At 63.1% G+C, this 21743-nt stretch carries 14 protein-coding genes; 6 read left to right on the top strand and 8 right to left on the bottom strand.

Annotated elements, in window-relative coordinates; translation table 11 throughout:
* Positions 1-47 precede the first annotated feature (47 nt).
* From WDN01_02205 to WDN01_02170, 8 genes are all read right to left on the bottom strand, one after another.
* Complete coding sequence (locus WDN01_02205) at positions 48-4340, bottom strand: DEAD/DEAH box helicase (GenBank protein ID MEJ0024815.1); 4293 nt, start codon at positions 4338-4340, stop codon at positions 48-50.
* Between the two features lie 71 nt (positions 4341-4411).
* A complete protein-coding gene (locus tag WDN01_02200; protein MEJ0024814.1) occupies positions 4412-7087 on the bottom strand; it encodes an ankyrin repeat domain-containing protein in 2676 nt (891 codons plus the stop codon).
* A gap of 365 nt (positions 7088-7452) precedes the next feature.
* The gene (locus WDN01_02195; GenBank protein ID MEJ0024813.1) at positions 7453-9483 is read right to left on the bottom strand and encodes a sulfotransferase; all 2031 of its coding nucleotides are present in this window, start codon (positions 9481-9483) and stop codon (positions 7453-7455) included.
* Between the two features lie 33 nt (positions 9484-9516).
* The gene (locus WDN01_02190; GenBank protein MEJ0024812.1) at positions 9517-11988 is read right to left on the bottom strand and encodes a TonB-dependent receptor; all 2472 of its coding nucleotides are present in this window, start codon (positions 11986-11988) and stop codon (positions 9517-9519) included.
* Between the two features lie 178 nt (positions 11989-12166).
* Positions 12167-13222, bottom strand: coding sequence for a FecR domain-containing protein (locus tag WDN01_02185; protein ID MEJ0024811.1), 1056 nt, complete (start codon positions 13220-13222; stop codon positions 12167-12169).
* Complete coding sequence (locus WDN01_02180; GenBank protein ID MEJ0024810.1) at positions 13125-13799, bottom strand: sigma-70 family RNA polymerase sigma factor; 675 nt, start codon at positions 13797-13799, stop codon at positions 13125-13127. The genes WDN01_02185 and WDN01_02180 overlap by 98 nt, the downstream gene beginning before the upstream one ends.
* A gap of 72 nt (positions 13800-13871) precedes the next feature.
* A complete protein-coding gene (locus tag WDN01_02175; GenBank protein MEJ0024809.1) occupies positions 13872-15899 on the bottom strand; it encodes a prolyl oligopeptidase family serine peptidase in 2028 nt (675 codons plus the stop codon).
* A gap of 199 nt (positions 15900-16098) precedes the next feature.
* The gene (locus WDN01_02170; protein ID MEJ0024808.1) at positions 16099-17184 is read right to left on the bottom strand and encodes an aldo/keto reductase; all 1086 of its coding nucleotides are present in this window, start codon (positions 17182-17184) and stop codon (positions 16099-16101) included.
* Between the two features lie 85 nt (positions 17185-17269).
* Between WDN01_02170 and WDN01_02165 the strand changes: the two genes are divergently transcribed.
* The 6 genes from WDN01_02165 to WDN01_02140 all read left to right on the top strand — a co-directional run bounded on the left by WDN01_02165 (position 17270) and on the right by WDN01_02140 (position 21740).
* Positions 17270-17677 carry a MarR family transcriptional regulator gene (locus WDN01_02165; protein MEJ0024807.1) on the top strand — a complete coding sequence of 136 codons (408 nt, stop codon included), beginning with the start codon at positions 17270-17272 and terminating at the stop codon, positions 17675-17677.
* Positions 17678-17971: 294 nt separating this feature from the next.
* Positions 17972-18397, top strand: a complete 426-nt coding sequence (locus tag WDN01_02160) for a hypothetical protein (GenBank protein MEJ0024806.1) — start codon at positions 17972-17974, stop codon at positions 18395-18397.
* Between the two features lie 66 nt (positions 18398-18463).
* Positions 18464-18865, top strand: a complete 402-nt coding sequence (locus tag WDN01_02155; GenBank protein ID MEJ0024805.1) for a hypothetical protein — start codon at positions 18464-18466, stop codon at positions 18863-18865.
* 30 nt (positions 18866-18895) lie between these two features.
* On the top strand, positions 18896-20206 hold the full coding sequence (locus tag WDN01_02150) for a hypothetical protein (GenBank protein MEJ0024804.1): 1311 nt from the start codon (positions 18896-18898) through the stop codon (positions 20204-20206).
* A 14-nt stretch (positions 20207-20220) separates the two neighbouring features.
* Complete coding sequence (locus tag WDN01_02145) at positions 20221-21111, top strand: hypothetical protein (GenBank protein ID MEJ0024803.1); 891 nt, start codon at positions 20221-20223, stop codon at positions 21109-21111.
* Positions 21108-21740: a hypothetical protein gene (locus tag WDN01_02140; GenBank protein ID MEJ0024802.1), complete on the top strand. Its 633-nt coding sequence runs from the start codon at positions 21108-21110 to the stop codon at positions 21738-21740. The genes WDN01_02145 and WDN01_02140 overlap by 4 nt, the downstream gene beginning before the upstream one ends.
* The last annotated feature ends 3 nt before the right edge of the window (positions 21741-21743 follow it).

Raw genomic sequence — 21743 nt, 5'->3', positions numbered from 1 at the left:
CGGATTTTTGAACGATTGGAACCTCGGCAGAAGACTCTTATCTGCTGCTAATGATGGCTCCAAACCGCATCAAGCGCCTCGCTGATGGCTTCGAAGATCTTCCAGGCGAAAACGGTGAGTCCGATAGCGCTAAGGAGCCAGCGCTCGACGAAACGCATAATTCGCTCCCGCCTGGAGCCTTCCTCATCGTTCGCGCTGGACGCGGCTTCATAAGGCTCGATCTCCCGGACGTTACGATTGATCAGGAAGCGATATATCTGCGACAATGAAACCGACCACGCATCGCAGAGGACGACAGCTCCGGCGATTGCAAGAAGAGGCGAAACGGCCCCGAGCAACTGAGCAGCGGGCCATAGCCGCATATACCACTGGAGCAGCGATAGCGCGACGACCACGAAGGCGAGAAGCAAGAGTTCAAGCGCGATCAGATAGATTCGGGCACGGCGTAACTCGCTTTTCAGATCGGTATCGCCCGCGATCTGCTCGCGATTTTGAAGCAGATATTTGCGCCAAACTGCAACATTGGTGCGCGCAAAAATGCCCAGGCCAATCAGCAACGAAGCGACCAGAAAGTAAATTCCGGCAATGGCGATCTCGGCAAGGAGCGGGTCCAGCGCATTCAGGAGCGGTCCCGCCGCCAAAAGGACGGCGGCGGCGGCCGCAAGATGGAAAAAGGCCGAGCGGCCAGGCGTTATGCTGAGATCGCCCTCCAGAAGCTCGGCTTGCATCGAATCTATGCTTACGGTCCGCTCGAAGCTGGTGCGCAGCGAAAATCTCAGCCAGCGAGTCCGAAGCTCATAGAGCACCGAAATCCCCGCGATCGCGGCGGCAGCCCAAAGCGGGAAAACCGCCACCTGCGCCTCCTGAACCACGAACAGGAGCGAACAATAGGAAAACCAGAGGTAGAGGCCGGAAATCCCAATCTCGTCGGCGGCCGTCGACAGCGCCAGGCGTCCCAACTGGCAAAGGACGACATTGACGACGATAAATCCCAGCGCCTCCGGAACGAGGCGCCAGTCCCAGGGCGTGGCATTCAGCAGAATCATGAATGCGGCAAGCGCGCCGACCGAAATCCAGACGACAATCCCCAGCTGGCGCAGATTGTCCTCAGGGGTCGCTCGCGAGCGCATCAGGTTCATGAATGCCGTCGCAAGCGCAAGTCCGCATATCGCCGGTGCCGCATAGCTGGCATTCGAAAGCAGGCCGCCGAAGACAAGCGTGTCGAGCAGGTGCAGCCAAGGCGTGAGCACGGCGAGCGGCCGCCCGAAGTGCACCGCTGAAAGCCCCCAAATTGCCAATCCGCAGAAGATGAGAATGCCGAACGCCGAGGCCTTCCGCACATTTCCGAGCGTCCCAACCACGCCGGCACCGAGATCGCGGACGAAGTGACGAACCCGCGGTGCCTGTGGAATGAGCCGACGCGCTTCGAGAAAGCGGAGAAATTGATTGAGCACGCGCTGCCGCTTGCTGCGATCGCTGGGGCCGATCGCAGCCTCCTGCCACCACTGGATCGCCTTCACCACCTGCGTTCCGCTGCGCAGGTTGGCCAGGGGGAATTGATCGAGAAACACGCGCAGACTGGGTTCGATGCGCCGCCTTTCCTTATCCCCTTCGAACAATTTGCCCGACGCACTGTCGAGAAATTCCGCGATGATGCGATTCGTATTCTCGGTCTGCTCCGCTTGGGCGAGCCGTTGATGTGAGGTCAGTAGCAGGGCATGGACCTGAGGCCCCTGCGGACGCTGCTTTGGCGTTTCCGAACTTGCGTTGACCATTTGGTACGAGAGCGCGAAGAGCTCGTCGAGCCCTTCCGGCCGATCGATGACGAGCAGGACCTTCACCAACGTTTCGGTCAGGCGAAGCTGCAATCGTTCGGAAATCGCCGAAATCTCCTCGCTGACGGCGCGATAGTATTCCAATGTCGCCATTTGCCGGTGCAAAAGGACGGCCGTGCGGCGCTTAACTTCATCGAGCGCATCCATCCAGGCCACTTTCAAGACCTCGCGCACGCAGTCCAGAGGTCCGCGACGGGCGATCAGTCCTAGCTCCTGGCCGCGTTGCGTCAATTCCGATGCCGGCGCGTTCAGGAATTCGCCGAGAAGGGCGCCGGCGCGCTTTTGATAGTCCGCGACCTTTCGTTCCAAGAGCTGGCAGAGACGCTCCGCGACAAGGCGGAGCGCGCCCTCGGCGTCGCGGCCCTCGACATCGGCGCCGATCATCATCGCCTCGGCGCCGACGACCTGCTGCAGCTGGTTATAGATTTCGTCGGCGTCGGCACCACGAAGCGTCCGACGTCCCGCGATGCTCGGCGCAATGCGCAATTCCACAAACGAGTCTGCGACCGCATGCAGAAATCCCAGCGGAGGCACATTGAACGGTCCGGGCACCTTTGCGTCGAGCATGACCGCCGAGTACCAGACGATCATCCTCTTGCGCATCGTCTCGCGCGAGTCGCTGACTTGCATCGCGGTCCAACGCCGGCGCCATTCGTTGAAGGCGATCTTGGATTGCGCCAGCGCGATGGCATTCGTCAGCCAGGGATGCTCTATCGGTTCGCCCCTTTCTATCCCCATGCGATGCAGAACGGGCCGCATGGCTTGGCCCCCGACCATCTTGAAAAGCATGTCCTCCAAAGACATGAAGAATATGGCGGTGAACGGATCGCCTTGCCGCCCGGCACGACCGAGGAATTGCCGGTCGGCGCGACGCGTGCGGTGCCGTCCTATGCCGACAAGGCTTAGCCCGCCAGCCCGTCGAGCGTCATCCGAAAGGCGGATATCGACGCCACGTCCCGCAAGCTGCGTGGAGATGGTGATATTGCCCGCCTCGCCCGCATTGCGCAGCAGCTCCGCCGTTTCGAAGTCGTTGCGCCCGGTGAGCAGGTTAACGTGCCCTTTGTCCGGCGGCGCGTGGCTGCGGAGCATTCTGTATAGTTCCTCCGCATCGCCGACCTCCTGGGTGCCGACGAGCACGGGACGGCCGGACGCCTGATCGGCCAGAATGCGAGCGCAGGCCGCCTCGAGGGCTTCCGGCTTCGACACGAATACGAGGTCCTGCGGGACGGTGTTGTATCTCGCCTTCCTCGGTGGAAGCGCCGAAAGGGGGACGCCATATACCAGGGCATATTCGAGCGCGTCGTCACGGATCGTCCCCGACAAGCCACAAATATGCGCAAACCTCCGCAGCGTCAGGATCGCGGATGTGTTGTCGAGCTCGACCGGCGACGTGCCCTCGCCCGATTTCAATCCTTCGAGGGCGCGAAGCCAGTCCGGCCGCTGATTGCGATTGAGCAAGCCGGTTGTCAGATCGACGGCGACAAAGCTTCGCCCCATGACGATATAGTGCGCTCCCGGTCGGGCCATCTTGAGACCCACATATGCGAGTTCGACCGCGTGCCTGAAGTTGAGGAAGCGTTCCGGCGCGATTCCCCGCTTTGTCAGGAATTCCCGAAGAAGATGCTCGCCGTCGAGCGTGAGCGTCGCGTCCATTTTCGCATAGTCTTCCTCTATGTGATCGCCCGCGACCAGTCGCATGGCGACCTGTCCGGCCGTTTCCCAGTCGTACTTGCCGCGCTTGATCTGGGCCACCGTTGTGAACTGCTCGAAGGCCTGGTCGATCAAGACGGCATCCGCCTCATCGACGATGACCGCGCCGTAAATCATGACGTCCGGGCCGATCGCCCGCTGCGTGTCTTCCGCCATCGACAGGAAGACGAAATCCTTCAGTGTCGTGTAGACGATCTGCGAACGCAGCGCGGTCCGGGCCGATCCTTCGACGTAGAAATCCGCGGTGATGCCGAGGAACTGCCAGAAATTCTGTGTCCGCCGCGCGTCTCTTTCGGCGAGATAGGCATTGGCGGAGATGATGACGACCTTGCCGTGCTTGCGCAAAAGGCAGACCGAGGCCGGCAATATCGCATATGTCTTGCCCTCGCCGGTATCCATTTGGACGACGTTCCCGAGAAACAGGGAGATCGCCGCCGATATCTGCTCCGGAAAAAGAAAGATCGGTGCCCGGGGTGCATCGCCGGCTGTCTCTGCCAGATCGGCCGGAGCGCGCGAAAACACCTCGGCGAGCGCGGCGATGGCGTTGAGCAATCCATCGCCGGGCCTTGAGGAGAACAGCGAAGCCGTTGTACGAACCCAGCGCAGAACGCGCGATCTGCTCGGTTCCTGTTCGATCGCATCCAGCGCCTTGTCGGTCGCTTTTCGCAAAGCATCGTCGGACAAACCCGAATATCTTTCCTGATAGCGCTTGACCTGCGCCACCAGTTTTCGGCGCGGTGGCGCCAAGCTCTCGTACAACCAGAAAATCAGGTCGTTCAGGATTCTGTTGTCCATCGGCTTGTCCGGCTATGCTGAAGGGCCTCAATCGCGCGGCGGAGCGCTCGAAAGATTTTGCCACGGCCGGATCACGGCCATTTCGCGCCCGCCTCGACCAGAAGCTTGGCTGTCTCTCTTTGCTCGTTCCGAACGGCCAGATCGAGCGGCGTCTGCAGATTGTTATTGAGCGCGTCCGGCCGCGCTCCCGCTTTGAGCAGAAGCCTGGTGCTTGCCACGTCGCCTCGCAAAGCCGCCATATGCAGCGGTGTATCGCCGCCCTTGTCGACGGCACGGACATCGGCTTGGTGAGCGATCAGCACCTCCGTGACCGGGCCGTTCCATGCCAGATGCAGCGATGTCATTCCGTCGTCATCGGCGATGCCCGGGTCGGCGCCGCGCAGGATCAGGTGCCGGATGATTTCCAGATTCCCCATACGCACGGCAAGCATCAGGGCTGTTTGGCCGGTATCGGTCGTGGCATTCAACGCGTCCCGTGGCGAGCCATCGGCCAGCAACCGGACCAGGGCGATATCGCCGTCATTCACAGCCCAAAGAAGGGCCGTCCAGGCCGTGCCGCGGCGAAGAGAGGGGTCCGCGCCGCGAGCAAGAAGCAACTCCGTCAACTCGCGACGTCCGCTCGACGCGGCCATGATCAACGGCGTTGTGCCGTTGTCGTCGACGACGTTCGGTGACGCGCCGGATTCCAGCAGCAACCTGGCCGCGCTCATGGAACTGCGCGTCGCAGCCAGATGCAGCGGCGCCGCGCCGTGACGATCCGGCCGGTCGATCAGACCGCGCCCGTCTTCGAGCAGGACCGCCAGAAGTTGCGGCGAACCCATATGCGCAGCGAAATGGATCGGCGTCCGCGCATTGACATCATCGCTCCTCGCAATGTCGGCACCGCGATCGATCAGGAGTTTTGCCATCTCCGTTTCCGTTCCGTCCGACCATTCGCCCATCGCGCACACCATCAAGGGCGTGATGCCGCCTGCCGAGGTCGCATGGTTGACGTCGAAAATCTTGCGATCGAGCAGCGTGGTGACAAATTCGACGTCGCCCGAGCGCACGGCTTCCGTCAGCGGATTCCATCCCTGGTTCGTCTGAAACTCGAGCGTCGCGCCCTTCGACAGCAAATAGTCGACGATGTCGCGATGGCGCTGCTGGATCGCCCAGAGCACCGGCGGCGTGCCGGCGCTGTCCTTCACTTGGGGATCGAAGCCATAGACTTCCACGAGCTGCTCGACGACGCGTTTGTGACCGGCATAAGCCGCATCGTGCAAGGGACCGGAGTCGTTCGGACCGGTCGCCTTTATGTCCGCGCTCCGTTCGACCAGGTCGTTGATGATGTTCATATGCCCGGAAAACGCCGCCAGCCTCAGGGGCGTGAACCCTCTCGACAAGCTATCGCGCATATTCTCTGCGTCATCGTAGACCGACCGGCGCGCCGCGGCATCGGTCGTGGCGTCTCCCGTCTGCGGCGGTCCGGGCTCGGGCTCGTCGTTGCTGGTCGCTGCGGCATAAAATGCCGGGCGCAGCTGGTGCGGGTCATCACCACGATCGTGTTCGCCGATCGTCGCACCCTTCTTGATGGCCTTCAGGGCGGATGAAAGATGCGCGCCCTTCAGACTCAAAATGAGATTTCGTTTCTGGCGAAGATGTTCGGCCGCGCCGATGTAAGCGCGATTGCTTTCAAGGGCCATGACGACCGCGCTCGTTTCCGGATCGAGGCCTTCGAGCTCCGCCAGGAGACCCTCGGAAACCCGAATATCCCAATCGCGCCGGCCGCCGCGAAACCATCGCGCGGCGTCATCGGCGATTTCCGATTGCAGGACGAGACCAAAGCGAAACTGCTTCGTCCACTGCCTGAGCCGTTCCCAGCATTCGAACAATGCCGGATGGCTGAGCGACACGCTTTCCGATACCGAGCCGTCCTCCGCCGTCTGCCGCGAGACGGACAAATATCCGCGCTCCGCGAGCGGCGCGATGACCTGTGCGGAAAAGGACTCGCTTGCCCATTCCGGCGCGACCCGGACCTCGTCGCAAAACAACCTGTCGCCCCGTTGCGAGACAAGAAACGTAAAAAGCTTGTGCATGTCGCTCTTGAACGCATCCAGATGCTCAAGCGGATCGGGCACGGCGTCTTGCACCGCCGCCGGCCGCCTCTGCGTGCCGACGGGTTTCGGCGCCGCCTCGCTTGCCGAATTCGCGATGATATCGTCAAGCTTGCCGACGAGGTCGTCGATGTCGCCATACGCGCCGACACGGAGGCGCGGGTTTCGGCCGGACATCTCCTGAAAGCTCCGATGCGCGGCGTCGAATTGCTCCTTTAGCCGCAGGAGACTGTTCGATCGTCGCGCGATCTCGTCTGCCGGCCGGGTCAAGACGTCGTCGAGGCGAAGTGACTCCGGGATCCGATCTCTTTGAAATGCGGCGACTCCCATCGTGGGAATTTCGAGAGCCCGTTCCAGAAAATACGTCACGACGGAGCGATGGAACCGGCCGTCCACAATGGCCGGGCTGTCAAATTGGAAATTCAGGACCGCGATCAGCAGGTCCGCGTTGAAAGCCGGATGCGTCGCCGAAACCAGAGCCGAAGACTCGGCCGATGCTTTTGGATCCGCGGGCCAGCCTGGAAAACTATAGAGGAAAAACCGTGTCCCGCTGCCCTGCCCCTCGACCTGGGATGCGCGCTGCTGCAACCGACTGTAGAATGAAAGATCGTCGCCGCCATCCGCCGGATTCACGTAGACTATGCTGACATCCAAATTCGCCCCCTTGGATATGTGCCGATATATACTACTCAATATGCAATTTCGCCGTTCAACGCCGAACACGCGTCTCTCAAAAATACTGCGAGAATTTACCCGGATTGCGGGTATAGTACTCATCGAATTTCGATCTTTGCAATTGCTCCCCGCCCGGCCCAAACCAGCCGCCACCACGGATTTGAGGGAATACGCCGCGTTTTGTGCGAAGACGCTAATCGCTCGCGTCCACACGCGCGGGCTATCATTTGGGCTGCGCCTTCAAACTTCGGCTCCCAAATGGCGACGGTTCCCGACTCAGACGCTGGAAGTGGCCGCCGCGCGTCAGCCCAAGCCGATCGGCCTACATGCACAAGTCGATGACGCTAATCGCGATATTGCGTGACGGCATCGCCCAACGCCGCCTTAAGCGGAGCGAGCCAGGCTTCGTATTTCTTCCAGCTCTCCAGTCCGTCGGCAAAAATGGGCTGACGCACTTGCTCCGAACTCGGTGTGCTGATGCTGCGCCGGGTCGTGTGGAACGAAACGCAGCCCGGTTCGAAATCGAGACCGCAATGGTCGAGAAGCCGCCGGACACTGCCTTCCAGATCCGCGACGACATCCTCGTGATGAACACGTAAAACGCGGCCCGGCAACGCATCGTCCCAATGCTGCATGAGCGTCAGATAGGAGCGGTAATAGTGCGCCACATCCTCCTGGCCGTAAGCGAATTCCTGGCCGTCGCCGAAGAGCTGCTTCAGATTGCTGAAGCAGCACGCGAGCGGCTCGCGTCGAGCGTCGATGATGCGGGCGTTCGGCAAGATGAGATGGATCAGGCCGATGTGGCGGAAATTGTTCGGCATTTTATCGACGAAGAACGCCCTGCCCGTGCGATGGACAGCGGCATCCGCCAGATATCTCTCGCCCAGCGCCGCGGCCTCCGATTGCGTCATATCTCTCAGCACGGCCGGATAGCGCGTCTCGGCGGCGGCGGAGCCTCGGCCCTGCAGGTCGCGGACGATCCGCGGGATATCGGGCAGTTCCTGCGTGCCGTCGACCTGCGAATGCGAGGCGAGAATCTGCTCCAGCAGAGTCGAACCCGACCGCGGCAGCCCCACGATGAAGATGGGATCGCGGCGTGCGCTGCCCCATCCCGCCCGCCGCGCAAAGAAGTCGGCGGTGCAGATATTCGTCTGCGCCGCCGCGGCGGCCTCGATCGTCTCCGGCCGGTAGGGGTTGTGCGCGCCCATCAGCGTGTTGCCGCGCGCGTAATATTCCCAGGAATTCGCGATCTCGCCGCCGTCCTCGAAGGCCTTGCCGAGCGCGAAGCACAGATGCACGCGGTCAACCGTCGGCGTTGCCGGCGCGGCCTCCTGGCGGCGCATGCGCGCGATCTCGTCCTTGCCGAAGCGATAGGTCTTGAGATTGGCCAGGCTCCAATAGGCGTCGCCGAAATCGGGCCGAGCATCGGCCGCTGCGCGATAGGCCTCGATCGCCTGCTCTCTTTGGCCGACGGTCTTGAGCGCATGGCCGAGCCACAGATGGACCTCCGGCGTGGCATGCCCATCGGCGATCAGGTCGCGATAGTCCGCGATCGCGATGTCGTTCTCGCCGAGCGCCGTGGCGATGGTCGCGGCCAGGATCCGATAGTCCGGATTGTCCGGCTCGGCCGTCAACAACTGCGTCGCCTGGGCCCGCGCCGGCAGGTATTTGTGGCGCCGCACGAGCACGTCGGCGAGGTCGTAGCGCGCCTCCCGATGGCCGGGCGAAAGCGCGAGAACCTTTTCGAGCAGGCGCTCGGCGTCGTCGAGAACGTCATGGGCGAGAGCGATCCGCGCCAGCAGCCGGAGCGCTTCGGGATGATCGCCCTGACGCGTCAGATAACCCCGAATGACCGTTTCCGCCGGCGCCAGGTCGCCGTCGGAAAAGAGCGAGGTCGCCGCGACCACTTCGGCCGGCAGGCGCCGAAGCCCGGTAAGGCGGCGCGCAGCCGTCGCTGCCTGCTGCATGTCGCCGGCCTCACGGCAAAGCTTTTCGAGCATCTCCCAGCACGCGGGAAGCGCCGCGTTGATGCCCACCGCCCGCCGAAAGGCCGCGATGGCATGGGGAGCCTCCCGCCGCGCAAGATGGCATAGGCCGCGCTCCTGATGGAGGCGCCCGAAATGCGATTCGCGGACCTCCAGTGTCTCCAGCGCCGAAAGTGCTTCCGCGACGCGGCCGAGGTTGCGAAGCGCAATAGCAACAATCAGCCGCAGATCGCGGTTGGCCGGCGCGGTCTGCAGGAGCGCGTTTGCGTCCCGCAGCGCCTCCGCATGACGGCCGGCCCGCTGCAGATCGCGCAGGCGGCGAATATCCTCTTCGAGCGCAGGCGTGGCGGCGGACGGCATGAGGACTCGCGGCACGGAGGCGGACAACATCGCCCGCCTCCGCGATGATACCTCAGGAAGCGCTCACCAGTCCTTGGTTATCGACAGGGTGACGAAACGTCCGAACGGCGAGGCGTTGTTCGAGTCGTAACCGGCCGAGTAGTACGGCGCCTGAAAGCCGGTGTTCGCGAGCGCCGGCGGATCGGTGTCGAACAGGTTGTGCACCGAAAGGCCGAGACGAAGGCCCTGCATGAAGCCCGTCCAGCCGCTCGTGTTGTAGGCGACCTGGACATCGAGCGTGGTCCAGGGCGCCACGTGCACGGCAGTCCCCGAACTGGGATCGGTCTCGGCGCTGATATGGTTCACGATGGCCGTGGCCGACCAGGACGTGTCCGACCAAGTCACGCCGGCGCGGGCCTTGAATTCGGCCGGGTGGAAGATCGTGCCGCTCAGAAGCTGCGTGGGCGAGGTCTTGGTGACGTGCTGGGCGAAGCGAAGCCATGAGCCGTTGCCGAAGAAGTCGAATCCGCCGTCGCCGGCCGCGACATGGTAGTTCGCGGTCAGGTCGACGCCCGACGCGTTCTGCGAACTCACATTCTGGTACTGGTTGAAGATCACGCCATAGACGCGTGACGGATCGTAAGGGCCGTTCGCCGCGCTGAAGTCGTTGAACCTGTCCGAGGCGGCGATCAACGCCGTCTGCTGCGCCGGCGTCGGATGGAGCAGCAGGAAGGGCGCATACACCGGATCGGCGAAGGCCGACGTCAGATTGGCCACGGGCTGGATGATCCGGTCGCGATAGCCGATCCCGAAGGCGGTCACGCCGACTCTCAGGTCGGGCAGGAAATCCGGATTGATGTCGGCGCCGGCGGTCCAGGTCTCCGACTTTTCCGGCACCAGGTTGCGGTTGGAGCCGCCCGTCAACAGCACCTGCGCGCCGGCCGGCGCGCCTGGGAAGAAATAGCTCGGATAGACGACGAGCTGGCGCTGCCCGTCCTCGATCTGGAGGCCCGGCACGCGGAACGACGTGCCCCAGGTGGTTCGCAGCGCCAGACCGTGGACCGGCATGTAGAGCAGACCGAGCTTCGGATTCGTCGCGTCCCCGAAATCGCTGTAGTGCTCGTAGCGCCCGGCGACCGACAGCTCCAGCTTGTGCAGGCCGGTGCGGTCTTCGGACTCCGCCACCAGCGGCACGCGTGCCTCGGCGAAGGCGTAGTAGACGTCGCGGTTATAGCCATCGGCCGGCGAACTATGGTCCTTGTAATCCTCCGTCCGGTAACCGCCGCCGAACGCAACCGGGACATCGCCCGTCGGCAGCTCGGCGATCGTGCCGTTCACGAGCGCTTCGACCGCGTACATGCCGTTGTCGAAGTTGGTGTCGGAGATCACCGGCCCGCCGACATTCATATACGCCACGGTATTGACGTGGTCATGCGAGACGGTGCCGGTGACGTTGGCGTGCCAATTGTCGTCGATCTGCCAATCGGCGCCGAGGTTGAAAGCGTAAATCTGCGACCGGTACTTGTTGTAGTACGAAAAATAACCGGGAATCGTCTCGATGTCGTTGGCGGTGCGGAATGTGTAGAGACCCTCGAAGGAGAGCGTGACGCCAGCGGCAATATCCTGATGCGCGGCGCCGAAGACCGAGCTGCGGTCCTCTTCCGGAACGAGCGTGAAGGGCTGCGCCGTCGCCGCGTCGAACGGGCGATCGCGGCCGATCAGGATGTTCTGCCGGGAATATTCGTAGTTCACCATCGCGCCGCCCGAGCCCCAGTTCATGCCGGCGAGCTGCGATGCCGTGATCTGCGATCCGCCGCCGCCTTGCGTGGGCGCGCCGATCTGCACGCTGGACTGCAAACCGTCATAGTCCTTGCGCAGGATGAAATTGGCCACGCCCGCGACCGCGTCGGCGCCGTAGATCGCCGAGGCGCCGTCGGTCACGACTTCGACGCGCTCGACGGCGGCCAGCGGAATGGCGGAGACGTCGACGACGCCGCCGACGAAGCCGTCGGACGCCATCCGGTGTCCGTCGATGAGCGTGAGCGTCGATTCTGCGCCCAGGCCACGCAGGTTCAATGTGGACGCGCTCGAGATGTTGTTGGTCGACTCGCCGCGCGTGCCGAGCGTGGTCGGCTGGATGCCGCCGCCGAAGTTCTGCGGCAATGTCCGCATCAATTCGGCCGTGTTGGAATAGCCCGAATTGTCGATGGCGGTGCGATCGATCGAGATCAGCGGCGAGATCGGATCGACACCGGCGACATGGGTGCCGGTAACCGTCACGGTCTCGATGGTGGCCGCCCCTTCAGAAGGGGCGGCTTCGGCGTTTTTTGAGCCACCTCGCAGGATGATGGTCTGCCCGTCGTCCGATGCGATCCCGATGCCCGTGCCCGCCAGGAGCTTGTCGAGCGCGGCATGCACATCCATGGAACCGGCGATGGCCGGCGTGTGGACGCCCTTGAGCTGATCGGCGGGCGCGACGATCTGGATGCCGGCCTGCCGCGCGAATTCGGGAATCGCCTTGACCGCGTCTTCGGCGGGAACGTCGAACGTCCGCACTTGCGCCCACGCCGGTCCGCCATAACCAAGAACAACAAGAATGGCACTTGATGCCAGAAGTCTACGCTTACGCCCCGTCATTCGCTGCCCCTCAGCCGGACCCGCGCCCCTCGCGCAAATCTCTACCGGCTAGACGTGCGGTGCGTCGCAAATCCCCTACAGGAGCGACGCAGAAACTTCACGGCTTGATATGCACTTCGTCGCCGTGAATCTCGCAATGCAGATCGAGCGAGAGCGCGACGGCGCGCGAGAAGCCGACGGGATCGTTGGAGACGTACAGTCCGGTGATGGTTTTCGCGCCAATGGCGGGATCGTCGATGACGATCTTCGTCTCGCTGTAGCGCGCGAAGATCGAAGCAGCCTGGGCCAGGGATTCGCCTTCGAAGGCGAGCCGGCCGACCCGCCAGGACAGGGCGCGCGTCACCTCGGCGCTGGCCACTTTCTGGGCAACGATCGGCGCATCCTTGGGCGTTATCGCCCGGGTGTTCGCGGCGAGAGTCACGGGAAGGATCGCGGCTTGTTCGGGGCGTTTCACCTCGACGATGCCTTCGCGCACCAGCACCTGCACGGGCCGTCCCGGCAGCAGTTCGACCGTGAAGCTCGTGCCCACGGCCCGCACCCAGGTGCCGTCCGCGTCGACGACAAAGGGACGCTTCCTGTTCTTGGCCACATCGAACAGGGCTTCGCCGTGGACGAGACGGACGAGGCGCGTGTCCTTGCTGAAATGAACGGAAATCTCCGAATCCGTGTTCAGCGTGACGATCGAGCCGTCATCGAGGGGCACGACCCGGGTTTCACCGATCCGCGTGGAAAAATCCGACCGGCCGATCAGGAATAAGGCCGCCCCGCCGCCGGCGGTGAGCGCCGCCGTGCCCGCGGCGATGCCGCCGAACCGAAGCGCACGCCGCCGCGAGACGGACGCGGGCCCCTCCAGCGCGCGGGCAGCGGCGAAAGCATCCGCATCGAAGTTCGGTCCGAGCGCGCGTGCGCGGGCGCTGTGCAGCATCACGGCCCGGGCCCGGGCGAAGGCGCCGAGATGGCGCACATCCGCCTCAAGCCAGGCGTTCAGCCCCAGCTCCTCGGCGGGCCCGAGCGGGCCGGTGTCGATCCTGGCAACCCATTCGGCCGCCCGGTCGTCAATCTCCTGGCTCTTGGTTCTTAACGGCATTTCGCTTTGCAGCTTCTTCCCTTTTGTCCTTGGACGCTCGGAGGGACGATTTTCCCCCACGGCCATAACGATCCATCAGGAACCGGACCGCCTGGGCCATGTAATTTTCGACGGTTTTCTCACTGATCCCGAGGTGCTGCGCGACCTCCCGCTGAGACATTCCGTCGACCCTGCGCAGCAGGAAGGCCGTCCGGCAGCGCGAGGGCAGACTCGTCAGCGCGTCCGCCAACTCGAGGAGCTCCTGCCGGGCCTGGACGATGTCCTCGGGCGTCCCGTCGGTGGCCGGAATCGTCAGTTCGCCGAGATTGATGCCGGCATGGATCGGCACGATCCGGGCCCGGCGGATCCGGCTTGCGAAGATCGAATGCGCCACCTGGAACGAATAATTCTTGGGATCGCGGATATTTTCAACAGATTCCAATGTGATGAGCTTGGCGTAGGTCTCCTGCACCAGATCGTCGATCTCCGACTCCGAAAGACGGCGGCGACGAAGCCAGGCGCGCAAAGCCGGCTCTATCGGCAGGACATTGCGTGCAAGCCAACGCGCACGCTCGTCGGATACGCGGTACATGCCTCCAGCAAATGTGATCGGGTGTGCGATTGCAAGCGACGAATTGCCCGCTGTGGCGGCAAGGACGCACATTCGAAAATCGGTCGCGCGGACGGCTGGGGGAAATCCCCTGCTCAAGCGTCCAATGTGGCCGAGGCGCGCGTTCTACCGCTTGATGGGCGCGTATTTCTCGATCCAGGCCAGGACGCGGGCGAGCAGATCGACCTGGTTCGGGTGTTGCTGGATGCCGTGGCCCTCGCCGTCATAGTAGAGGAACTGCGCCTCGATACCCCGCATCCTCAGGCTGTTGTAGATCAGCGGCGAGGACCCGGTGTTTATCCCGTGCTCGCCATTGATCAGCATCATGGGCGTCGTGGCGGTCTGCAGCATCGGAAAGACCGAATTGGCCTCGTAGGTCGAAAAGCGGTCGAACGGCGTTCCGCCCATCTCCCATTCCATCGAGACGTTGTGGTCGGGCCATTCCGGCCGGCCGGCCCAGTCGATCAGGTAGTCGAAGCCCTCATAGCAGATGGCGGCGGCGAACATCTTGGAATGGGTCGCGATATAGTCGGTCATCAGGCCGCCATAGCTCAGGCCGATCAGGATCATGCGCTTGGGATCGACCGAGCCGTCGTCGATCAGCGTCTGCACGCCGCTTTCGATATCGGCGCGGTTGGCCGCCAGAATCTGTCCGGATGCCTTGGCCCGCGCATAGGCGTCCCAGCCCAGTTGACCGCTCGAACGGTAGTCAGGTCGCAACACCACATAGCCGCGCGAAGCCAGCAACGCATCGAAATAGCCGTCGCCTGGCCAGCCGTAATCGGTCATCTCGATGCCGCCCAGCGGCCCGCCATGAACCTGCACGATGAGCGGATATTTCCGGTGGGCACTGAACCCCGGCGGAACGGTCAGAAGCCCGTCGATCAGGGTGCCGTCGGGGCTTTTCCACGTCATGCGGGTCGTGGTGCCGAACTCCGGGCCGAACGATGCCTGCTGCATCTCGATGCTGCGGCTCGCGTTAAGCGGAGCGGGAAGCGCCAGCGGCGCGACGTGGATGACGAAGGCTTCGAACGGCTTGTGCACGAGCCAGGCGGCCCATTTGCCGTCGTCCGATTCCGAAATGCCCTGCGTCTGTCCGAGTTCGCTGTCGAGGACGACGATCCGCCCGTCGGGCAGAAGCGCCTTCAACTGCCGCTCGGTCGACATGCCGTCGGCGAAGTAGAAGGTCCGGCCGTCGACCGACCAGCGCAGGCCGTTGACGGCGGCATTCTCCGTCAGGATTTTGACCGCATGCGTCGCGACATCGAACATGGCAAGCTCGCGCCGCGACGGCGTGAAGACGGGCTCGCCCGGATCGGCGATGAATGCGATGTGCCGGCCGTCCGGACTTCCCACCGGCCGGTAGGTCGACTGCCGGCCATAGCCGTCGAACAGCTTGGTTTCCGTGCCGCTCTGGATGTCGAAGGAATAGACCGCGGCATGGGCCGTGAAGACCGACCGTCCGTCGGTGTGGCTGTAGAGGAGCGCGTCATTGCCCAGCCAGCCGACATTCGTCACCGCCTGCTGGACGGTCCATTGCCGCAGCAGCGTTCCGTCGGCGGAGAAGATGGTGACCTTCGAGACGAGCCGCGCGTCCTGCAGGTCGTCCGCCGGATAGGCGTGGACCGTCGACGCTTCGCCGGAAGGCTTCACATTCGCGTACTGGTTCAATGCGAACTGGGACAGCACGAAGTGCTTGCCGTCGGGCGACCAGCGATAGGACGCCCAGGCCGCATATTGCGAACCTTCGGCCTCCACGCCGCCCGTCGTATCGACCGGACGACGTCCCGTTCCGTCGGCGTGCATCATCCACAGCACCGTCCCCTTCCCGGCAGCGTCGGGCGCAAGGAAAAGCACGCTGCCGCCATCCGGCGAGACGGTAGCGCCCTGTCCCGCGCCACGAACAATCTCGCGCCCGGTATCCGCATCGAAGTCGATAAGCGTGCCTTTGCCGTCGGCGATCTTGCTGTAGAAGAAATGATGGCTGTGCGGAATCCAGGACGGAATGAGATTTTCGGTGAGAAACAGCGGCTTATAGGCCCAGGCTCGGTCCAGCGCGTCCTGCGGCTTCAGGACCGCCGCCTGGCTCTGCATGACGGAGAGAATCAGGGAGGCGAGCCCTGCGGCAATTGCGATCCACCTGTGGTTCCTCATGTCGCCCGCTCCCGATGTCTTCGCGCACACCCGCTGCTAGACGCCTCCGGTTGGCAAATCCCCCAGTGAAGACGACGTGGCACGATGGATGACGCCCGTCATCGGATGCCGGCATATGCGATGCTCGTGCACAAATGCGGAAATTCGGATGGCGGAGGTGAGATCGAAGTCGCGTCGTCCTAGGTTTCCGCCCTGATTGTCAGTATGGCTTGTCGCCCTTCAGCATAACGAAGCCCGATATAGGCGCCGAAACGCCGTTCACGCTTGTGCCGCCATTGAGGATCGCCGGCGCCATCGGCAGCATGCTTTGCGGGAAGCCGAATTTGGGCTGGGTCAGCGTATCGAGCTTTGCGATTTCGCCGGTTGTCAGTTTGACGTCGAGCGCTTTGATATTGTCCTCCAGCTGATCGAGGCGCCGCGCACCGATGATCGGCGATGTCACGCCCCGCTTGGCCGAAAGCCAGGCAAGCGAGACCGCGGCCACCGACGTGTCGTGGGCCTTGGCAATGATCTCGAGCTGGTCGATCACCGCATAAGTCTTCTCGTTGAGGGATGCCTCAAGGAACGCGCCGCGATCGCCCTTCACCGTTCCCGCGTTGGCGCGGGTGTATTTGCCGCTCAAGGCGCCGCTCTTGAGAGGCGACCAGGGCGTGATGCCGAGGCCGAACTCCAGAGCGAGCGGCACGAGTTCCTGCTCGACGCTGCGTTCGAGGAGCGAATACTCGATCTGCAGCGCCACGAACGCCGACCAGCCGCGAAACTGCGCGATGGTATTGGCCTGGGAGATCTTCCAGGCCGGCGTGTCGGAGACGCCGATATAGCGGACCTTGCCGGCGCGCACGAGATCGTCGAGCGCGGCCATGGTCTCGTCGATCGGCGTGTTCTGGTCCCATATGTGCAGCCAATAGAGGTCGATATAATCCGTCTGCAGGCGCCTGAGGGAATTCTCGGCCGCGTTGACGATGGCCTTGCGGCTTGAACCGCCACCGTTCGGATCGCCGGGATAGAGATTGCCGCTGAACTTGGTCGCGATCACCAGCCGGTCGCGGCGCGCCTTGTCCTTCCCGATGTGATCGCCGAGGATCTTCTCCGAATGGCTCTTGGTGTAGAAATTCGCGGTGTCGATGAAATTGCCGCCGAGCTCGATATAGCGGTCGACGATCCGTTTGGAGTCCTCGACCGACGATCCCCATCCGAGATCCTCGCCGAAGGTCATGGTGCCAAGACAGAACGGGCTGACGCGAAGTCCGGAACGGCCAAGGGTGATGTAATGTTCAAGCGCCATGTGCTAACCCTCGTTTTGGTACATATCTGAGATAGTTCAGTTCTGCACTAATTTAGGATGGCGCTGGGGGAGCAACAAGGGGGCAATGGCAAAAATCGATGCCGCCGAGACTTGGGGCCTGAATTACCGCCTTCTGATGTCGGCGATTGCCGCGGCATCGCCTGGCATAGAAAGCCTTGGCATCGAGGCCAAGGAACTGTTCGTTCTGGCCGAGATCGACGCTCATCCCTATCCGGCCGAGCTCGCGGAGGCTCTGAACATGCCCAAGGCCACCATCACCTTATACGTGAAGCGTCTGGAAGCTTCCGGATATCTGGCGCGCGAGATCGACGCGGGCGATCTGAGACGGCACCGGCTGAAGCTGACCCCTTTGGGGCGGACGGTTGTCCGCCAGGGCACGAAGCTTCTGGCGCGTGCATTTGAACCATACCTGAACCGCTTAAGCACCGCGCAACAGCACGAACTCAGAGACCTTCTTGTGAGGATGCTCTAACCGGGACTCCGCCGACAAGACAAAGCTACCGAGCATTCGTGAGGACACATCCATAATACGCCAACCTAGATTTTACCATTTCTGTCAATATAACTTTGAAATACCTGCAATAAAATTGAATGTAATTCATGGTAATAAGAATAAGAATGAACAAAAATATATAACCTAGACTCTTTGGTTGCCCGGAAGCGCCATCTGTAGTTTAATTTGCAAGTCACGACGTTCGTGCGCATAAGTTTCTGCGTAAAGCGTAACGCGTCTCAACCCGAAAAACTGAACATGAGGAGGTCGAACATGGCCTTTGCCCGGTCGATTACGCTCGCCATACAGGATGCCAGCGGCGCCACCGTCAACGTTGCTTATAGCACCTTGACCGGCGGCACATGGGACCCCGCCCCCGTGCCTGGACAGCCCATCACGCCCGGCGGCCCGCCGACCAATTTCGTCAACGGCGCCAACGACGCCTTCTCGGCGCTGGGCGGCACGCTCGTGCTTTATCCCGCGTCCGGCGGTTCGATCACGGTCGGCTGGGGCTGGGCCTCGGGCTCCGGCTATAGCAGCTCCGTGACGGGGACGAGCTTGAGCGGCATCGGCGTGGCCAGCCAGATCACCGGCACGCAGACGAGCTTCGCGACCCTGCAAGTCGTGATCTCGAATGCCGCGACGTTCCAGGCGGCGGCCACCGCGGCTTTGGCCGGCGTCCACAAGCCCAAGCACTGATCCTTCCTCGGATAGTCCGGCGCGCCGTAATGGCGCGCCGGAGAATCCGGGCCGCGAGGGGATGCCATGACTCATGCTGAAGCTTCGGCACGGGCGCAGGATTCCGCCGGCAAGACCGTCACGATAACCGTGACGAACAGCAGCCCGATTTCGCTGACGCTGGTCAGCGCGATCCTGACCGCCGGCCATTGGCAATCGCCGCCACCGCCCGTCGGTTGGACGATGCAGCCCGGCGGCACGATCATGCCGGTGAACGCAGCCGACAACGCTTTCAGCCCTGTCGCGGGCACACTGACCTTCAATCCCGCCGATGGCGGGACGCTCACCATGAGTTGGATCTGGCCGGACAATCAGGGCCTGTCGGCCGTCGCGTCGGCCTACAGCAATACGCTGACCATGATCTACAGCACTTACAACAACCTGAGCAACAACGGGGCCGTCCAGTTCACGGTCATTCCTCTCACGTAACGGTTCGAACGCAACCGCCGGGCTCGCCGCATGCCGTCGTCCTACACCATCGACACGACCTTTCCGCCCGGCAGCACGCCCGGAACGCCGGCCGGTCCTTACCTGTTGCCCGCCACCGGCGGACAGGTCGATACGACCAAGCCGCTGGTGCTCTATATCGGCGCGTTGGCGGCAGCCAACACCAGCACAGCGTCGCCGGGCATCGCGACCAGCGAAGCGCAACCGGCCTTCACGCTGACCTGGACCGCGGCCGGCTTCAACGCAAGCCTCTACTTCGCCCAGGTCTCGATCGCCGCGAGCTATGTCTGGAGCGCCGATGCCGCGACCCGCGCGCGCATGGCGCAGTATTTCAACGTCTTCCGCTCGCAGGTCGAGGCGCTCGAGGTGACGCCCGCCACCGCCGCAAAGGGCGGCCTCATTCCCGGCGGCACGCCGCTCCTGCTCAACCGCGTGGCGACCAATATGCCGCTGCGCTTCGATGAAATCCTGCCCTATCTCTACAATTTCAACCCCGGCAACCAGACCTTCGACCTTGTGGGCGGCATGATGCTGCGCGTCGAATGGGCGGGCTATCAGTATTGCGACGCGCCCGGTGGACAGGGCAATGCGCTCAATTCCTTCGTGAACAGCGGCACCGGCCTTTATCCCATCGCGCAGCGGTCCGATTTCACGCTGGCGCTCGATACGTTCCTCGCCAGCCTCGCGCCCGGTTACAATCTCAACCCGCCGCCGACCTGCCCGACCTTCGCCGCCGGCCCGCTCGACTGGAGCGTGCAGGGCAATGCGCGGCGCCGCTGGCGCGTGATCCTGCCGTCCACCATCGCCGGCTCGGGCAATGTCGACAATCAGGGCAGTTCGACAAGTCTCAGCTCGCTCGTCCTGGGCGCCGACACCTTCGCCGATCTCGACGCCGCCACTGCCGATGTGCTGGCGGGCAACAGCGGCTGCGGCAAGGCAGCGGCCGGAAACAATCCCATCGTCAGCATCGCCTTCAACAGCCGCGTCGCCGTGATCCCGCTTCTGCCGGTGATGTTCAACAACCAGATGATCCCGACGCCGCTCGGCAGCACGGTGCGCAACCTGATCCAGCAGATCTCCGATCCGGCGCCCTATCAGTTCAACGGCAACAACGCGACTACCACGAATGTCGGCGCGAAGCTTCGGCGCTGGTCGCAGGTGACCGGCATCCCGGTCTCGTCGCAGAGCAACGCCTATTCACTGGCCAACTTCGCGTTCATGACCGCGGCGCAGCAGACCGTGCCGGTCGGGCCTCTGGGCGATTCCTACGACGCGCCGCTGGCAAAGGGCGACGTGCTCACGACGACCGCACCGCCAAGCTGACGGAAAGGCTGCCCATGAAACCGCGCGCCGCCTTCTCGATTGTCGTGCTGCTGTCGTCTCTTGCCGCCGGCGCGCCGGCATGTGCGGCGGATTTCGTTCTGTACACGCAGAATTTGCTGCGCTTCGGACATGGCAGCAGGACGGCGAACAAATGCCAGGCCATGGAGAACGCCTCCGCCTCGGTCGACATCATCCTGATCCAGGAGCTGATGGTCCCCGCCTATCCCTGCACCTCGGTCCCCGCAGGCTTTTCGTTCCGGGGGTTCGGCCCGCTGGGGACCAGCTCCTACAAGGAATATTACGGCTTCCTGTGGCGCTCCACGGCGTCCACCGGCCATCCGGTGATCGCGGAAACGTCGTACTCCCAGCAGGCGTCGCAGAGCGTCTTCATTCGTCCGCCGACCGCGATGTTCTTCAAGGTGACCACGACGGCCGGCAAGGTCCACTATGTCTGGATCGGCAACATGCATTCGATCTTCGGAAAGACCGTGTCGGGCCGGCAATACGAAGCCACCCAGGCCGGGACGTTCTTCCAGTCCCTGCGCGGCATGACCGTGGGCACGCAAACACCGCCCACGGGCGGCTGGGCGACGATCGTCGCGGGCGACTGGAACCTGCCGATCACCGACAGCGCCGGCACCACCGTGAACGCCGGCTTCACCTGGCTTCAGGCCAGCACGGTGAACGCGTGGGGACTGCCGACCAACACGGTCACGAGCCTCACGCGCGCCGGGGCCGGCAGCAGCCCCTACGACCACATGCTCTACAACACCCTGCTGACCTCGGGGACCGGCGTCACCTTGAGCAGCGTTACGCTCAATCCTCCGAACAACACGGACTGGCCGAACTGGCGACGCGACGTTTCCGATCATCTGGGCGCCGGGGCGGAGGTGACGATCCAATGAAGACCCTCCTGCCGCTGGCCTTGACGATCTGCCTCCTGCCCGCCGCGGCCATGGCCGATCCGAATTTCCAGGTGCCTGACATGTGCAAGAGCACCGGCGTCACCGGCTCCGAGGAGGCCGAGGCGGGCGAGCCGCCGGTCGTGACCATCACCTACAATTCCGGAAAGCAGGAAGTCACCTCGGTGGTGACGCTGACCGTGAACACCGACAAGATCTGGTTCGCAAGCGTGGCGCTGCCGGCCTACCGGGACGACTACCTGGTCACCACCACCTACACGCCGTTCCTCCAGAGCTACATGCAGGTCAGCTCCAGCACCCGCCAGCCGTTTGCTTTGCCGCCTCCGGGCTGGAACTACCAGAAGAAGTTCGCGACGGTTCAGATCCAGATACAGGACGGTTCGGGAAAGCTGATCCCGAACGCCTATATCGAGCTGGCGCCGGACTATGACGGCTCGTCGCCCTATACGATGCAGGCCGATCAGAACGCGATGGTGACGATCAACTGCCTCACGGTCCCCTTTGTCGGGGGGACGCCGGCGACCGTGCTCGATCCGAACCACAATATTCTCTACGCGACACAGATCACGTTCAACAGCAATGGCGAGGGCATCGCCAAACCCGCGGACTGACGG

Origin of the sequence: Rhizomicrobium sp. (assembly GCA_037200985.1) — a bacterium.
Taxonomy (GTDB): domain Bacteria; phylum Pseudomonadota; class Alphaproteobacteria; order Micropepsales; family Micropepsaceae; genus Rhizomicrobium.
Note: the sequence above shows the minus strand (reverse complement) of the source record. Positions and strands in the feature narration are given on the sequence as shown.

Excerpts from the sequence above, each read along its gene's own strand:
- WDN01_02205 (MEJ0024815.1), bottom strand. The coding sequence starts at position 4,340 with ATGGACAACAGAATCCTGAACGACCTGATTTTCTGGTTGTACGAGAGC.
- WDN01_02195 (MEJ0024813.1), bottom strand. The coding sequence starts at position 9,483 with ATGTTGTCCGCCTCCGTGCCGCGAGTCCTCATGCCGTCCGCCGCCACG.
- WDN01_02185 (MEJ0024811.1), bottom strand. The coding sequence starts at position 13,222 with ATGGCCGTGGGGGAAAATCGTCCCTCCGAGCGTCCAAGGACAAAAGGG.
- WDN01_02180 (MEJ0024810.1), bottom strand. The coding sequence starts at position 13,799 with ATGTGCGTCCTTGCCGCCACAGCGGGCAATTCGTCGCTTGCAATCGCA.
- WDN01_02175 (MEJ0024809.1), bottom strand. The coding sequence starts at position 15,899 with ATGAGGAACCACAGGTGGATCGCAATTGCCGCAGGGCTCGCCTCCCTG.
- WDN01_02170 (MEJ0024808.1), bottom strand. The coding sequence starts at position 17,184 with ATGGCGCTTGAACATTACATCACCCTTGGCCGTTCCGGACTTCGCGTC.
- WDN01_02165 (MEJ0024807.1), top strand. The coding sequence starts at position 17,270 with ATGGCAAAAATCGATGCCGCCGAGACTTGGGGCCTGAATTACCGCCTT.
- WDN01_02160 (MEJ0024806.1), top strand. The coding sequence starts at position 17,972 with ATGGCCTTTGCCCGGTCGATTACGCTCGCCATACAGGATGCCAGCGGC.
- WDN01_02155 (MEJ0024805.1), top strand. The coding sequence starts at position 18,464 with ATGACTCATGCTGAAGCTTCGGCACGGGCGCAGGATTCCGCCGGCAAG.
- WDN01_02150 (MEJ0024804.1), top strand. The coding sequence starts at position 18,896 with ATGCCGTCGTCCTACACCATCGACACGACCTTTCCGCCCGGCAGCACG.
- WDN01_02145 (MEJ0024803.1), top strand. The coding sequence starts at position 20,221 with ATGAAACCGCGCGCCGCCTTCTCGATTGTCGTGCTGCTGTCGTCTCTT.
- WDN01_02140 (MEJ0024802.1), top strand. The coding sequence starts at position 21,108 with ATGAAGACCCTCCTGCCGCTGGCCTTGACGATCTGCCTCCTGCCCGCC.